The sequence below is a fragment of the Azospirillum formosense genome (assembly GCF_040500525.1).
GTDB lineage: Bacteria > Pseudomonadota > Alphaproteobacteria > Azospirillales > Azospirillaceae > Azospirillum > Azospirillum formosense_A.
Genome location: NZ_CP159403.1, coordinates 1,056,420 through 1,071,132, shown reverse-complemented (window position 1 = coordinate 1,071,132; position 14,713 = coordinate 1,056,420). Strand labels below are relative to the sequence as shown.

The 14,713-nt window shown below is 68.9% G+C and carries 10 protein-coding genes and 1 pseudogene; 9 read left to right on the top strand and 2 right to left on the bottom strand.

The window, feature by feature from the left end; all coding sequences use genetic code 11:
* Window positions 1-61: 61 nt before the first annotated feature.
* From ABVN73_RS18040 to ABVN73_RS18030, 3 genes are read left to right on the top strand one after another with little or no spacing between them, the layout of a single operon-like run.
* A complete protein-coding gene (locus ABVN73_RS18040) occupies window positions 62-1,099 on the top strand; it encodes an aliphatic amidase (protein ID WP_353859652.1) in 1,038 nt (345 codons plus the stop codon).
* Between the two features lie 33 nt (window positions 1,100-1,132).
* Window positions 1,133-1,930, top strand: a complete 798-nt coding sequence (locus ABVN73_RS18035) for a CbbQ/NirQ/NorQ/GpvN family protein (protein ID WP_353859651.1) — start codon at window positions 1,133-1,135, stop codon at window positions 1,928-1,930.
* Window positions 1,931-1,936: 6 nt separating this feature from the next.
* Window positions 1,937-3,592: a hypothetical protein gene (locus ABVN73_RS18030; protein ID WP_353859650.1), complete on the top strand. Its 1,656-nt coding sequence runs from the start codon at window positions 1,937-1,939 to the stop codon at window positions 3,590-3,592.
* A 6-nt stretch (window positions 3,593-3,598) separates the two neighbouring features.
* Here the strand turns inward: ABVN73_RS18030 and ABVN73_RS18025 are convergent, their stop codons facing one another.
* Both ABVN73_RS18025 and ABVN73_RS18020 read right to left on the bottom strand, forming a co-directional pair.
* Window positions 3,599-4,534 (bottom strand): response regulator transcription factor, encoded by a 936-nt coding sequence (locus ABVN73_RS18025; protein WP_353860821.1) that lies wholly within the window; start codon window positions 4,532-4,534, stop codon window positions 3,599-3,601.
* Complete coding sequence (locus tag ABVN73_RS18020) at window positions 4,509-7,961, bottom strand: ATP-binding protein (RefSeq protein WP_353859649.1); 3,453 nt, start codon at window positions 7,959-7,961, stop codon at window positions 4,509-4,511. The genes ABVN73_RS18025 and ABVN73_RS18020 overlap by 26 nt, the downstream gene beginning before the upstream one ends.
* A 413-nt stretch (window positions 7,962-8,374) precedes the next feature.
* On the opposite strand from ABVN73_RS18020, the gene urtA reads away from it, so the two are divergent.
* From urtA to ABVN73_RS17990, 6 genes and pseudogenes are all read left to right on the top strand, one after another.
* Window positions 8,375-9,649 carry an urea ABC transporter substrate-binding protein gene (gene urtA / locus ABVN73_RS18015; RefSeq protein WP_200478470.1) on the top strand — a complete coding sequence of 425 codons (1,275 nt, stop codon included), beginning with the start codon at window positions 8,375-8,377 and terminating at the stop codon, window positions 9,647-9,649.
* A 186-nt stretch (window positions 9,650-9,835) separates the two neighbouring features.
* Entirely contained in the window at window positions 9,836-10,762 is a 927-nt protein-coding gene (gene urtB, locus ABVN73_RS18010; protein ID WP_353859648.1) for an urea ABC transporter permease subunit UrtB, read from the top strand.
* A 13-nt stretch (window positions 10,763-10,775) separates the two neighbouring features.
* Window positions 10,776-11,930: an urea ABC transporter permease subunit UrtC gene (gene urtC / locus ABVN73_RS18005; protein ID WP_353859647.1), complete on the top strand. Its 1,155-nt coding sequence runs from the start codon at window positions 10,776-10,778 to the stop codon at window positions 11,928-11,930.
* Window positions 11,931-11,945: 15 nt separating this feature from the next.
* Window positions 11,946-12,692, top strand: a complete 747-nt coding sequence (urtD, locus tag ABVN73_RS18000; RefSeq protein WP_137141180.1) for an urea ABC transporter ATP-binding protein UrtD — start codon at window positions 11,946-11,948, stop codon at window positions 12,690-12,692.
* 33 nt (window positions 12,693-12,725) lie between these two features.
* Window positions 12,726-13,415: an urea ABC transporter ATP-binding subunit UrtE gene (urtE, locus tag ABVN73_RS17995; protein WP_353859646.1), complete on the top strand. Its 690-nt coding sequence runs from the start codon at window positions 12,726-12,728 to the stop codon at window positions 13,413-13,415.
* Window positions 13,416-13,561: 146 nt separating this feature from the next.
* Window positions 13,562-14,611 (top strand): annotated as a pseudogene (locus tag ABVN73_RS17990) (methyl-accepting chemotaxis protein); the annotation flags it as partial.
* Window positions 14,612-14,713: the final 102 nt, after the last annotated feature.

The window sequence follows — 14,713 nt, the reverse complement described above, 5'->3', positions numbered from 1 at the left end:
GATGCTCAGCCCGCTTCCCGCGCGCGCCGCCCCGTGCCCCCGTCACGCAAGGGAGATTGAGATGATCCACGGCGATATCACCAGCAGCAACGACACCGTCGGCGTCGCCGTCGTCAATTACAAGATGCCGCGCCTTCACACCAAGGCGGAGGTGCTGGCGAACGCGCAGAAGATCGCCGACATGCTGATCGGCATGAAGACCGGTCTGCCCGGCCTCGACCTCGTGATCTTCCCCGAATATTCCACCCACGGAATCATGTACGATTCCAAGGAGATGTACGAGACCGCCGCGACCATCCCCGGTGACGAGACGGATATCTTCGCCGCCGCCTGCCGCAAGGCGAAGGTGTGGGGCGTTTTCTCACTCACCGGCGAGCGGCACGAGGAGCATCCGCACAAGGCGCCCTACAACACGCTCATCCTGATGAACGACCGGGGCGAGATCGTGCAGAGATACCGCAAGATCATGCCCTGGGTGCCGATCGAGGGCTGGTACCCCGGCACCTGCACCTATGTGTCGGACGGGCCGAAGGGGCTGAAAATCAGCCTGATCATCTGCGACGACGGCAATTATCCGGAGATCTGGCGCGACTGCGCGATGAAGGGGGCGGAGCTGATCGTCCGCTGCCAGGGCTACATGTACCCGGCCAAGGACCAGCAGGTGCTGATGGCCAAGGCGATGGCCTGGGCCAACAACACCTACGTCGCGGTGGCCAACGCCGCCGGCTTCGACGGCGTCTATTCCTACTTCGGCCATTCCGCCATCGTCGGCTTCGACGGCCGCACACTGGGCGAATGCGGCGAGGAGGAGTACGGCATCCAGTACGCCCAGCTCTCCAAGTCGCTGATCCGCGACTTCCGCAAGCACGGCCAGTCGGAAAACCACCTCTTCAAGCTGGTCCACCGCGGCTACACCGGCATGATCAACAGCCACGACGGGGTGAAAGGGGAGGCGGCCTGCCCCTACGACTTCTATCGCCAGTGGGTGAGCGATCCCGAGGGCACGCGGGCCATGGTCGAATCCTTCACCCGCCCGACGGTCGGAACGCCCGAATGCCCGATCGACGGCATCCCGGCGGACGAACCGGCGCACCGCTGAGCCCCGGCAAGCGCTTTGCGAAAGGCGGACGGCATGGCGCTCCACAGCTACCGGATCGTGCGGGAACCCTACTATCGCTCGGCCGGCGACGAGATCGCCCTGTTCGAGGCGGCGCACGCCGACCGCTTGCCGGTGATGCTGAAGGGGCCGACCGGCTGCGGCAAGACCCGCTTCGTCGAGCACATGGCGTGGCGGCTCGGCCGCCCGCTCGTCACCGTGGCCTGCAACGAGGACCTGACCGCCTCCGACCTCGTCGGCCGTTACCTGCTGGAGGCGGAGGGGACGGTGTGGCAGGACGGGCCGCTGACCCTGGCGGTGCGCCACGGCGCCATCTGCTACCTCGACGAGGTCGTCGAGGCGCGGGCCGACACCACGGTCGTCATCCATCCCCTGACCGACGACCGGCGGGCGCTGCCGCTCGACAAGCGCAACGAACTGCTGACCGCCCACCCCGACTTCCAGTTCGTCGTCGCCTACAATCCCGGCTACCAGAGCGTGGCGAAGGATTTGAAGGAATCCACCAAGCAGCGCTTCGCCGCGCTGGAGTTCGGCTATCCGGCGGCCGCCATCGAGGCCGAGATCGTCGCGCACGAGGCCGGGATCGAACCGGCGATGGCCCGGCGCGTGGTGGCGGTGGCGGAACGCAGCCGCAACCTGCGCGGCCGCGGGTTGGAGGAGGGCGCCTCGACCCGCATGCTCATTCACGCCGGCCGGTTGATCGCCCGCGGCGTGGCGCCCGAGGCCGCCTGCCGCATGGCCATCGTCCTGCCGCTGACCGACGACCCCGACCTGCGCGACGCGCTGGCGGCGGCGGTCGGCGCCTGCTTCTGACCGGCTATGGACGGTGACATCGCCCTGGCCGATGTCGAGCGGCGGCTGAGGGCCTACGGGGCGGCGCTGTGGGGAAGCGATCCGCCCTTGCGGCCCCTGGTCGGGGAGGGCGACCCGGCGGCGCTGCGGCCCCGCTTCGACGCCGACCTCGTCCGGCTGCCGGCGGTCTGGCCCTCCCTGGATCTTTACCGGGCGGCGCTGGCGCATGTCGGGGCGCATCGTAAGTTCTCGCGCCCCTGGCCGGCCAAGGGGCTGAAGCCGCTGCTGACCATCGTCGTCTCGCTGGTCGAGGACGCGCGGGTCGAGCATCTGGCGATGCGGCGCCTGCCCGGCCTGCGGCGGCTGTGGGCGCCGTTCCATCGCGTCGAACCCTCGCCGTCGCTGATGGCGGCGGACTTGCTGGAACGGCTGGCGCGCGCCCTGTTCGACCCCGGCTACCGGGACGGCAATGCCTGGATCGACAAGGGGCAGCGCCGGTTCTTCGAGCGGCCGGAGCGCTGGGACGATCCGGAGTTCAGTTTGCGGCTCGGCGGCGATCTGGCCGGCGACCTTGGCAAGACGCGGGTTCACATCAATGCCCGGGGGCACCGCGTCGACCCCGCCTACCGCGACGACAACGCAGGTCTCTGGCTCTACGACACCTCGCCGGAGCCGCCGCGCGACGCCGACGACCCGCTGGAGGCGGTTCGGCCGGAGCCTGTGGAAGGCGAGGGGGCCCGCCGGAATGGACCGCCGCAGGCGTCACCGTCGTCGGCCCCGCTCGCCGTCGCCGAAACCGCCGCTCTGCGGCCGGTGGCGCGCTACCCGGAATGGGACCACCGCATCGGCCTGCACCGGCCCGACTTCGTCCAGGTGATCGAGGCCCTTCCGGAGCATGGACCGCCGTTGGACGCGCCCGCCGATCCCCGCCTCGTCCAGCGGGTCCGCGCCTTGGTCCGCCACGCGGTGGTGGGGCGGCCGGTGCGGTTGCGGCGACAGAAGGACGGGGACGATCTCGACCTCGACGCTTGCGTCGCGGCGAGCGCGGCCCGACGCCACGGCCACGTCCCGGACCTGCGCGTCTACCGGCGGGTGCGGCGCCACGGCCGCGACCTGTCGGTCCTGCTGCTGCTCGACGCGTCGCACTCCACCAACGACTCAGTGGAGGACGGCACGGTGCTGGACCTCGAACGCCGGTCGGCCGACCTGCTGGCCGGCGCGCTGGCCGCGGCCGGAGACCGCTTCGCCCTGGCGGCCTTCCGTTCCGACGGGCGGGAGGCGGTGCATTGGCTGCCGGTCAAGCGCTTCGCCGAGCCCTACGACGCGGCGGCGCGCGGGCGCCTCGCCGGGCTGGACGGGCGCTGGTCGACGCGGATGGGGGCGGCGATCCGCCACGCCGGCACGACGCTCGCCGCTCAGCCGACGCTGCGCCGCCTGCTGCTGCTGGTCACCGACGGTGAGCCGTCCGACATCGACTGCCCCGATCTCCGCCATCTGGTGGAGGACGCCCGCAAGGCAGTGCGGGAGCTGGCCGGGCGGGGCATCGACGTGGTCTGCGTGGCGCTGGGGGGCGATCCGCAAACGCATCACGGCATCTTCGGCCGGCGCAACGTGCTGCCGGTCGACCGGGTGGAGCGGCTTCCCGAGATTCTGCCGGCCGTCTATGTCCGGCTGACCGGCTGAGGCCTCCTACCGGCCGTTCAGCGCCCGCACCGCCATCGCGGCGGCGGCGGCGCGATTCTCGACGCCGAGCTTCGCGTAGATCTGCTCCAGATGCTTGTCGACCGTGCGCGGGCTGAGGCCGAGGATTTCGGCGATGTCGCGGTTGGGCTTGCCGTTGGCGACCCACATCAGCACCTCCGCCTCGCGCGGCGTCAGGGACAGCTTGTTCTTGAGCTGGGTGTCCTCGCCGGCCCCGGACTCCTCGGCCAGTTGAAGGAGGATTTCGTCAGGACCGGTCTGGCCGACCGGGCTGAGGCGCAGGCGGCGGCCGTCCGCGCCGGTGGCGATTAGCACGCTGTCGGGCTTGCGTCCGGGGCCGCCGGCCTGGCGGTCGGCCAGCCAGCGCCGCGCCTCCTCCGGCAAGGAGACGCCGTCCCCCCCGGCGGCGGTGCCGAAGGCGGCCTCCAGCATGCGGGTGGTCTGCGGCGTGCACCACAGCACCTCGCCGCGGTGGTTGGCGGCCAGCAGGGTGCGGCCGGTGACGTCCAGCGCCGCCCGCGTGCTCTGGGCGACGCGGGCGTTGGCGAGGTGGGCGTACATGCGGGCGATCAGGGTCTCGGCGACGATGGGCTTGGTGACGTAATCGACCCCGCCGGCGGCGAAGCCCTTCAGGATGTGCTCCGTCTCGGTCAGCCCGGTCATGAAGATCACCGGGACATGGGCGACCTGGCTGCTGCGCTTGAGCTGCCGGCAGGTTTCGAAACCGTCCAGCCCCGGCATGATCGCGTCCATCAGGATCACGTCGGGGGTCACCTGCTCCAGCAGGGCCAGCGCCTTGCGGCCGTCCAGCGCCACCAGCACGGTCACCCCGGCCTCCTCCAGCGCGTCGGTCAGGAAGCTTAGGGCTTCGGGTGAATCGTCGACGACCAGGACGACGTCACGCGGTTTGGTTACGGGCTTCATCGTCATGGCTGGACTCGTCATGGCGGGAGTTGTCATGGCGGGGCTTGTCATCGCGGTACACTGCCTCCAGCGCGGCCATATACTGGTTGAGGTCGTAATTGCTGACGAGCGTGCGCATGCGGCCGACGAAGCGTTCCAGCTCCGGATGGGCGGCGGCGATCTCGGCGAGCTTGGCCTGCATGCCGCGCACGTAGCCGATGCGGCCGAGATGGATCAGCTCGGCGATGTGGTGCTGCGGCGGCAGCTCCGACGGGGCGAAGACAGGCGACCCGGCGTCGGTGTCGGTCGGCGCCTCGTACTCCCACTCGACGCCGCGCAGCCGGCCGATGCAGGCCAGCAGCTTCGGGATCGACACCGGCTTGGCGGCGAAGCCGTCGTGGGGCTGGTCGCCGTCGGGGCCGGGACCGGCGCGGTCCTCCCGCGTGTCGGCGGACACCAGAATGATGGTGGTGTCGCTGTGGCCGGCGGCGCGCAGCCGCCGCGCCACCTCCAGCCCGTTCATGCCGGGCATGGAGATGTCGAGCAGGAGGATGTCCGGCCGGTGCAACTCCGCCATGGCGAGGCAGGTCGGCCCGTCGGTCGCCTTGAACACGGTGAAGCCCAGCTCCGCCAGCAGATCGGCCAGCAGGTTGCGGTGGGCGAGGTCGTCGTCGGTGACCAGCACGGTCAGGCGCGGCCCGCTATAGCCGCGGATCGGGTGGTCGGGCTGGCTTGCGGCGGCGGACAGCATCGCCGCCGACATCATCAGCCGCACCCGGAACAGGCTGCCCTTGCCGGGCGTGCTGGTCACGGTGATCTCGCCGCCCATCACCTCGGTCAGCAGCTTGGTGATGGTCAGGCCGAGGCCCATGCCGGGCACCATCGGGTTGGCGGCCGATCCGCGCTCGAACGGTTCGAAGATGCGCTCGCGGTCGGCCTCGGCGATGCCGGGGCCGGTGTCCTCCACCTCGAACTCGGCGATCTGGCTGCGGTGGCGCACGCGCAGGCAGACCGAGCCGGAGTCTGTGAATTTGATGGCGTTGGACAGCAGGTTGATGAGGATCTGGCGGATGCGCCCCTCGTCGGTGAAGACGACCGGCGGCAGGTCCTCCGGCGCGTCGAAGCGGAAGGCGATGCCCTTGGCCTCCGCCTGCAGGTGGAACATGCCGACGAGCTGGTCGAGCAGGTCGCCGAAGCGGACCTCCCCGCGGTTCAGCTGCAGTCGGCCGCTTTCGATCTTCGACACGTCGAGCAGCCCGTCGAGCAGGCCGGCCAGATGCTCGGCGCTGCGCCGGATGACGCGGACGGCGTCGACCCGGTGCGGCGGCATGGCGGGGTCGCGCTCCAGGATCTGCGCGTAGCCGAAGATGGCGCTCAGCGGCGTGCGGAACTCGTGGCCGATGCCGACCAGATAGCGGCTCTTGGCGAGGTTGGCCGCCTCCGCCGCCTCCTTCGCCTTCTGGAGCTGAGCGTCGGTGCGCTCGTGGGCCTCGATCTCCCGGATCAGCAGGGCGGTCTGCTTCTGCGTCTCCTCCTGGGCCACCTTGCGACTCTCGCGCGCCAGCACGAACAGCCAGGTGGCGACGCCAGCGACGATCATCAGGATGAAGAAGACCTTCCACAGCGTGCTGCCAATCAGCGCCTGCGCCTCGGCGTTGACCGAGGCGACCTCGACGTAGACCAGCGCCAGAACCGCGCCGACCGCCAGCGCCAGCATCAGCAGGACGCCCAGATAATGGCCGAGCCGGGACTTCAGCGCCGTCGCGGCCCGCGGCGGCAGCACGGCGTCGAGCGCGCGGCGCAGCTGCACGCCCAGCCGGGCGTCGGTCTTGCAGCCGTCGCCGCAACGGGCGTCCAGCGAGCAGCAGAGCGAGCAGATCGCCCCGGCATAGACCGGGCAGTGGGCCATGTCCTCCGTCTCGAAGGCGTGCTGGCAGATGCAGCAGCGGACCACCTCCGCACCGTTCCAGTCGTCGAAGGGGCGGCGCGCGATGTAGGTGCCGCCGCGCGTCGCCCAGGCGATGGCCGGGGCGGCGGCGAAGGCAGTGCCGAAGGCAAGGAAGGGCGCGCAGACCTTCAGCGTCGGCCCCAGTGCGTCGAGGAAAGCCAGCATCGACAGCACCGTCGCCATCAGCATGGCGCCGACGCCCACCGGGTTGATGTCGTAGAGGTGGGCGCGCTTGAACTCGACGTGGCGCGGGCTGAGGCCCAGCGGCTTGTTCACCACCAGATCGGCGACCAGCGCCCCGATCCAGGAGGCGGCGACGCTGGAATAGAGCCCGAGCACCGGCTCCAGCGTCTTGTAGATGCCGAGTTCCATCAGCATCAGGCCGATGACGACGTTGAACACCACCCACACCACCCGGCCGGGATGGCTGTGGGTCAGGCGCGAGAAGAAGTTCGACCAGGCGATGGAGCCGGCGTAGGTGTTGGTGACGTTGATCTTGAGCTGCGACAGCACGACGAACAGGCCGGTCAGGCCGAGGGCGACCTGCGGCGACGGCGTCACGTACTGGAAGGCGACGAGGTACATCCGCGTCGGCTCCGCCGCCATCTCCAGCGGCACGGCGTTCTGCAGCGCCAGCACCACCAGGAAGGAGCCGAGCAGCAGCTTGATCGTGCCGATGACGATCCAGCCCGGCCCGGCGGCGATCAGCGCCGCCCACCAGCGCAGCCGCTTGGCGCCGGTGGCGGCGGGGTCGTAGGGCAGGAAGCGGATGAAATCCACCTGCTCCCCGATCTGCGCCAGCAGCGAGAACACCACCGACGCCGCAGCACCAAACAGCATCAGGTCGAAGGTGCCGCCGGCGTCGCCTGCTTGGCCGGTGAAGCCGGTCCAGGCGTCGAAGGCCTCGCGATCCTGGACGGCGATGAACAGGAAGGGCAGGGCGTGCAGCGCCAGCCACAGCGGCTGGGTCCACAGCTGGAGGCGGCTGATGACGGTGAAGCCGTAGGCCACCAGCGGGATGACCAGAAGCGAGCTGACGACGTAGCCGGCGGCCAGCGGCAGGCCGAAGACCATCTCCAGCGCCGTCGCCATGATCGCCGCCTCGATGGCGAAGAAGATGAAGGTGAAGGAGGCGTAGATCAGCGACGTGATGGTGGAGCCGATGTAGCCGAAGCCGGCGCCGCGCGTCAGCAGGTCCATGTCCACGCCGTAGCGGCTGGCGTAGTAGCTGATCGGCAGCGCGCTGGCGAAGATCAGGACGGCGGCGGCCAGGATGGCGAGGGCCGCGTTGGTGAATCCATAGCTCAGCGTGATCGCCCCGCCGATGGCCTCCAGCGCCAGGAAGGAGATCGAGCCGAGCGCGGTGTTGGCGACGCGCAACGGCGACCACCGCCGCGCCTTCCGCGCGGTGAAGCGCAGCGCGTAATCCTCCAGCGTCTGGTTGGCGACCCACCGGTTGTAGGTCCGCCGGATCGCGACCACCCTCTGGCGCCCCGCCATCGGCCCCATTCACCCTCCTGAGGATATGTTTGTCTCACTGATTGTTTCTTGGCCCTGTTTCCGGGCATTTTCGCTAATAAATCCTTCGTCCCCGCCAGTCTGTCAGGAACAGATCGGCCAGACAACAGAGTTGAATTGCGTCGTTTCTTGCGGGTGGAGGCAACTGTTCCACTCGCTTCCGAGTGGTTGCGGGCGCTCGGGCGGTTCCAGTCTCCCGCGATTTTATAACGATTTGCCGGCCGGCGCCCCTATACGCAAATCCACGTATTGCTGCGATGCACTGTTCGGCCAACCATCGGGCTGTCCTAACGCGGAACGTTCCGCCCACCCCCCAAAATCACCGCCTGTCCGACGGCCGCGCCTGCTTGCGCGCCGCCGTTGCAGGGCGACAACGGCGAACATCAGGAGGTTTTATGTCCTCAGACAAGTTTGATGCGGGGAAGCCCGTTGGCGGGCTGCCGTCTCCGCTCCGCCGCAAGCTCCTCCTCGGCATGGCGGCGCTGCCGGCCGTCGGGCTGCTGCCGCGCGGCGCGCTGGCCCAGGCGCTGCCGACGGACGCCGTCAACACGACGAAGCTGGCGGTCACCGACAGCACGGTGAAGGTCGGCATCCTGCATTCCACCACCGGCACCATGGCGATCTCGGAGACCGGCTCGGTGCAGGCCGAAAAGCTGGCCATCGCCCAGATCAACGAGATGGGCGGCGTGCTCGGCCGCAAGATCGAGGTGATCCAGGAGGACGGGGCCAGCGACTGGCCGACCTTCGCCGAGAAGGCGCGCAAGCTGCTGGTCGAGGACAAGGTGGCGGCGGTGTTCGGCTGCTGGACCTCCGCCTCGCGCAAGGCGGTGCTGCCGGTGTTCGAGCAGTACAACGGCATGCTCTACTACCCGACCTTCTACGAGGGGCTGGAGCAGTCGAAGAACGTCATCTACACCGGGCAGGAGGCGACCCAGCAGATCCTCGCCGGGCTGGACTGGGTGACCAAGGAGAAGGGCGCCAAGAGCTTCTTCCTCATCGGCTCCGACTACATCTGGCCGCGCACCTCCAACAAGATCGCCCGCAAGCACATCGAGATGAAGGGCCAGAAGGTGGTGGGCGAGGAGTATTTCCCGCTCGGCCACACCCAGTTCAACTCGGTCATCAACAAGATCAAGCTGACCAAGCCGGACGTCATCTACGCCTCGGTGGTCGGCGGCTCGAACGTCGCCTTCTACAAGCAGATGAAGGCGGCGGGCATCGACCTGAACAAGCAGGTGCTGATGACCATCTCGGTCACCGAGGACGAGATGCTCGGCATCGGCGGCGAGAACATCGCCGGCGCCTACGCCTGCATGAAGTACTTCCAGTCGCTGCAGAATCCCAACAACGAGAAGTTCGTCGCCGCCTTCAAGGCGATGTGGGGCGCCAACAGCGTCATCGGCGACGTGACCCAGGCCGGCTACCTCGGCCCCTGGCTGTGGAAGCTGACGGTGGAGAAGGCCCAGAGCTTCGACATCGACAAGATCGCCGTCGCGTCGGAGGGAATCGAGTTCAGCGGCGCGCCGGAAGGCTATGTCCGCGTCCACGGCAACCATCACCTGTGGAGCAAGACCCGCGTCGGCCGCGCCCGCCCCGACGGCCAGTTCGACGTCGTCTACGAGACGGCGGACCTCATCGAGCCGAACCCGTTCCCGAAGGGCTACCAGTAAGGGGCGGGCAGTAAGGGGCGGGGGCGTCGGCTTCGGTTGCCCCCTCCCTAACCCTCCCCCGCTGCCGCGGGAGAGGGGACGGCCGCCGCTTCGCAGTTGGCCCCCCTCTCCCTCGAAGAGGGGGAGGGTCGGGGAGGGGGCAACCGCCTTCGCACTCCGCCGCATCACCGCACGGGAGTTCCCATCATGTTCGAGGGCTACAGCCTGGCCGAGCTCGGGTCGATCTTTGCCATGCAGGGATTCGCGGGGCTCATTCTCTTTTCCGTTTTCGTGCTGATGGCGCTGGGCCTCGCCATCATCTTCGGGCAGATGGGCGTCATCAACATGGCGCACGGGGAGTTCATGATCCTCGGCGCCTACGTGACCTATCTCTGCTCCAACGTCATCTCCAGCACCGTGCCGGCGCTGTTCCCGGCCTATTTCTTCATCGCCATGATCCTGGCCTTCGTCGCCAGCGGGGCGCTGGGGATGCTGGTGGAGTGGGGGATGATCCGCTTCCTCTACCGCCGACCGCTCGACACGCTGCTGGCGACCTGGGGGCTGAGCCTGATCCTCCAGCAGGTCTTCCGCTCGGTCTTCGGCGCGCGCGAGGTCGGCGTGGTCCTGCCGGACTGGCTGATGGGCTCGGTCGCCGTCACCGACACCATCGAGGTGCCGATCAACGGCCTGTTCGTCATGGGCCTGACCATGGCCATCACCGCCGTCATTTACGCCGTGATGTTCCGCTCGCGCTGGGGCCAGGGCGTGCGGGCGGTGATGCAGAACCGCACGATGGCCGGCGCCGTCGGCATCAACACCGAGAAGGTCGACCGCTACACCTTCGGTCTCGGCTGCGGCATCGCCGGGGTGGCGGGCAGCGCCTTCACCATGGTCGGCTCGACCGGCCCGACCTCGGGCCAGCTCTACATCGTCGACACCTTCCTGGTGGTGGTGTTCGGCGGCGCCCAGAGCCTGATCGGCACCATCGCGTCGGCCTTCACCATCAGCCAGGCCCAGTCGACAATGGAGTTCTTCCTCAGCGGCTCGACCGCCAAGGTGCTGACGCTGCTGACCGTCGTCGTGATCCTGATGCTGCGCCCGCAGGGCCTGTTCGTCCTCAAAGTCCGCCGCTGAGGAGTCCTTCACCATGACGCGCAACCCTCAAAACGGCCTACTCGGGCGCATCGACGGCGACGTCGCCGGCATCCTGCTGCTGGCCGCCCTGCTGGTGATCGTCCTCCCGCTGGGGCTCGACATCTTCCGGCTGAACATGGTCGGCAAGTACCTGACCTATGCCTTCGTGGCGCTCGGCCTCGTGCTGTGCTGGGGCAGCGCCGGCATCCTGTCGCTGGGGCAGGGCATCTTCTTCGGCATCGGCGGCTACTGCATGGCGATGTTCCTGAAGCTGGAGGCCTCCAGCCCCGAGGCGACCAAGATCCAGTCCACCCCCGGCATCCCCGACTTCATGGACTGGAACCAGCTGACGGCGCTGCCCTGGTTCTGGGAGCCGTTCCACAGCCTGACCTTCTCCATCGTCGCGGTGGTGGCGGTCCCGGCGCTGCTCGCCCTCATCGTCGGGCTGGCGATGTTCAAGCGGCGGGTCGGCGGCGTCTATTTCGCCATCATCACCCAGGCCTTCGCCGCCATCCTGACCATCCTGATCGTCGGCCAGCAGGGCTACACCGGCGGCATCAACGGCATCACCGACCTGCGCACGCTGAAAGGCTGGGACATCCGCACCGACGAGGCGAAGCTGGTGCTCTACTTCGTCAACGCGGCGCTGCTGATCGGCTGCATCCTGCTCTGCCTCACTGTCCGCCGCTCCAAGCTCGGGCGCATCCTGGTGGCGCTGCGCGACAAGGAGGACCGGGTCCGCTTCTCCGGCTACGACGTCGCCAACTTCAAGATCTTCGTCTTCTGCTTCGCCGCGGCGCTGTCGGCGGTGGGCGGCGCGATGTTCACGCTGCAGGTCGGCTTCATGTCGCCGTCCTTCGTCGGCATCGTGCCGTCGATCGAGATGGTCATCTACTGCGCGGTCGGCGGCCGGCTGTCGCTGCTGGGCGCGGTCTACGGCACGCTGCTGGTCAACTGGGCCAAGACCATGCTGTCGGAGAGCTTCCCGGAGCTGTGGCTGTTCGCCATGGGCGCCCTGTTCATCGGCGTGGTGATGATGTTCCCCAACGGGCTGGCCGGGCTCTACCAGCAATACATCGCCCCGCGGCTGCGCCGCCCGACCGTCGGCCGGGCCAAGATGCCGGCCGCCGCGGCGCCGATCATCCCGCCCCACACCGCCGCCGACTGAGGAGGGACGGAGACCATGGCCAACAACACCGATTACCTGCTGGCGGTCGAAGGGCTGACCGTGTCCTTCGACGGGTTCAAGGCGGTCAACGACCTGTCCTTCTACGTCGACAGCAACGAGATCCACGTCATCATCGGCCCCAACGGTGCCGGCAAGACCACGGTGCTCGACCTCATCTGCGGGCGGACCAAGGCGTCCGGCGGCTCCATCAAGTTCCGCAACAAGGAACTGACCGCGATGAAGGAGCACCAGATCGTCACCGCCGGCGTTGGGCGCAAGTTCCAGAACCCGTCGATCTACGACGACCTGACGGTGTTCGAAAATCTGGAAATCTCCTACCCCCGCGGGCGCAGCGTGTTCGGCGCGCTCGCCTTCAAGCGCGACGCCGCGGTGCGCGAGCGGGTGGCCGAGATCGCCGAGATGATCTTCCTGTCCGACCATCTCGATCAGCGCGCCGAGTATCTCAGCCACGGGCAGAAGCAATGGCTGGAGATCGGCATGCTGCTGATCCAGGACCCCGAGCTGCTGATGCTCGACGAGCCGGTCGCCGGCATGAGCGTGAACGAGCGCAAGAAGACCGCGGAGCTGCTGAACCGCATCATCCAGAACCGCTCGGTGCTGGTGATCGAGCACGACATGAAGTTCGTCGAGGACATAGCCCACCGCGTCACCGTCCTGCACCAGGGCAAGATCCTGTCGGAGGGCAGCATGGAGCGGGTGAAGAACGATCCCAAGGTCGTCGAAGTCTATCTGGGCCACTGAGTCTATCCAGGCCATTCAGCGGGGGATCAAGAGATGCTGTCCGTCAATCAACTCCGCGTGTCCTACGGTGAGAGCGAGGTCCTGCACGGTCTGGACTTCACCGTGGCGCCCAACGAGATCGTCGCCATCATGGGCCGCAACGGCATGGGCAAGACGACGCTGATGAAGTCGCTGATGGGGATCGTGCCGACGCGTTCCGGCGCCATCCGCATCGGCGGCGACGAAATCACCGGACTGAAGAGCTACGAGCGGGTGGCGAAGGGCGTCGCCTATGTCCCGCAGGGCCGCATGATCTTCCCGACCATGACGGTCCAGGAGAACATCGAGACGGGGCTCAGCGTCCATGGCGGGCGCAGCGTGCCGGGCGACCTGTACGAGCTGTTCCCGGTGCTGCTGGAGATGAAGGGCCGGCGCGGCGGCAACCTGTCGGGCGGGCAGCAGCAGCAGCTTGCCATCGCCCGCGCGCTCGCCACCAAGCCGAAGGTGTTGCTGCTGGACGAGCCGACGGAGGGCATCCAGCCGTCGATCATCCGCGAGATGGCCCGCACCCTGCGCCGCATCCGCGACGAGAAGGGCCTCGGCATCATCGTGTCTGAGCAGGTGCTGAGCTTCGCGCTCGACATCGCCGACCGCGTGCTGGTGATCGAGAACGGCGAGATCGTCCACGAGGACAGCCGCGATCAGGTCGACGAGGCGAAGGTCGCGCGGTTGCTCTCGGTTTAGGGCGCGGCGGGGATTGCCCCCTCCCTAACCCTCCCCCGCTGGGCGGGGGAGGGGACTTTGTTCTCCCTCCCCTGCGTGAGCGGGGGAGGGTCGGGGTGGGGGCACCCACTGCCCGCACCCCATCTCCCACCACAGAAGGATGCGCCATGACATCCGCCAAGTCCGCGTCCACCGCCTGCGCCGTGGTCGCCCTGCTGACCGCCGTGGCGACGCCGCTGACCGGGTCATCGGCGGTGCCGACCGCCGGCCTCGTCCTCTCGGCCGCGCTGGCCGCCGCCGCCGCCGTGCTGGCCCACGGCCAGGGGGCCGGGCTCCGGCGGCTCGGCGACCGGGCCGCCGCGCTGGCCGGTGAAGCGGCGGGAGCGGGGAGCGATCCGCAGCGCGACCTCGCCGCCGCCCTCGACCGCATCGCCGCCGCCGCCGAGGCCCGCGCCGCCCACGAGGCGCAGCGCGAGGCCGAGCGCACGGCGACGGAGGAGCGGGCCGCCCGGCTGGAGGCGCTGACCCGCGACTTCGAAGGCAAGGTCGGCCGGCTGGTGCAGACCGTCTCCTCGGCCGCCGGCGAGATGACCGACACCGCCACCGCGATGAGCGGCACTGCCGAGCGCAGCAACCGGCTGTCGGCGGCGATGTCGCAATCCTCGGCCCAGGCGTCGATGAACGTCCAGACCGTGGCGACGGCGACCGAGGAGCTGTCGGCCTCGATCCAGGAGATCGGCCGGCAGGTCGCCTCGTCGGCGGCCATCGCCGGCAAGGCGGTGGCCGACACCCGCCGGACTGATGCGGTGGTGCAGAGCCTCGCCGACAGCGCCGCGCGGATCGGGCAGGTGATCGGGCTGATCCAGGGCATCGCCGGGCAGACCAACCTGCTGGCGCTGAACGCGACCATTGAGGCGGCGCGGGCGGGGGAGGCCGGCAAGGGCTTCGCCGTCGTCGCCAGCGAGGTCAAGACGCTGGCCAACCAGACCGCCAGGGCGACCGAGGACATTTCCACCCAGGTCGGCGCCATCCAGTCGGCGACGGGCGAAGCGGTCGAGGCCATCCGCGCCATCGCCGGCACCATCGCCGAGATCAACGAGATTGCCTCGGCCATCGCCGCCGCCGTCGAGCAGCAGGGGGCGGCCACCCGCGAGATCGCCCGGAACGTGCAGGAGGCGGCGCGCGGCACCGAGAGCGTGGCCTCCAACATCGTCGGCGTGTCGGACGCCGCGTCCGACACCGGCATGGCGGCCGGGCAGGTGCTCGGCGCCGCGTCCCAGGTCGCCGGCCACGCCGACGAGCTGAGCCGCGAGGTCAAC

Coding starts and splice junctions, on each gene's coding strand:
- ABVN73_RS18035 (WP_353859651.1), top strand. CDS start 1,133: ATGGCGCTCCACAGCTACCGGATCGTGCGGGAACCCTACTATCGCTCG.
- urtE (WP_353859646.1), top strand. CDS start 12,726: ATGCTGTCCGTCAATCAACTCCGCGTGTCCTACGGTGAGAGCGAGGTC.
- ABVN73_RS18020 (WP_353859649.1), bottom strand. CDS start 7,961: ATGGCGGGGCGCCAGAGGGTGGTCGCGATCCGGCGGACCTACAACCGG.
- ABVN73_RS18030 (WP_353859650.1), top strand. CDS start 1,937: ATGGACGGTGACATCGCCCTGGCCGATGTCGAGCGGCGGCTGAGGGCC.
- ABVN73_RS18025 (WP_353860821.1), bottom strand. CDS start 4,534: ATGAAGCCCGTAACCAAACCGCGTGACGTCGTCCTGGTCGTCGACGAT.
- urtC (WP_353859647.1), top strand. CDS start 10,776: ATGACGCGCAACCCTCAAAACGGCCTACTCGGGCGCATCGACGGCGAC.
- urtA (WP_200478470.1), top strand. CDS start 8,375: ATGTCCTCAGACAAGTTTGATGCGGGGAAGCCCGTTGGCGGGCTGCCG.
- ABVN73_RS18040 (WP_353859652.1), top strand. CDS start 62: ATGATCCACGGCGATATCACCAGCAGCAACGACACCGTCGGCGTCGCC.
- urtD (WP_137141180.1), top strand. CDS start 11,946: ATGGCCAACAACACCGATTACCTGCTGGCGGTCGAAGGGCTGACCGTG.
- urtB (WP_353859648.1), top strand. CDS start 9,836: ATGTTCGAGGGCTACAGCCTGGCCGAGCTCGGGTCGATCTTTGCCATG.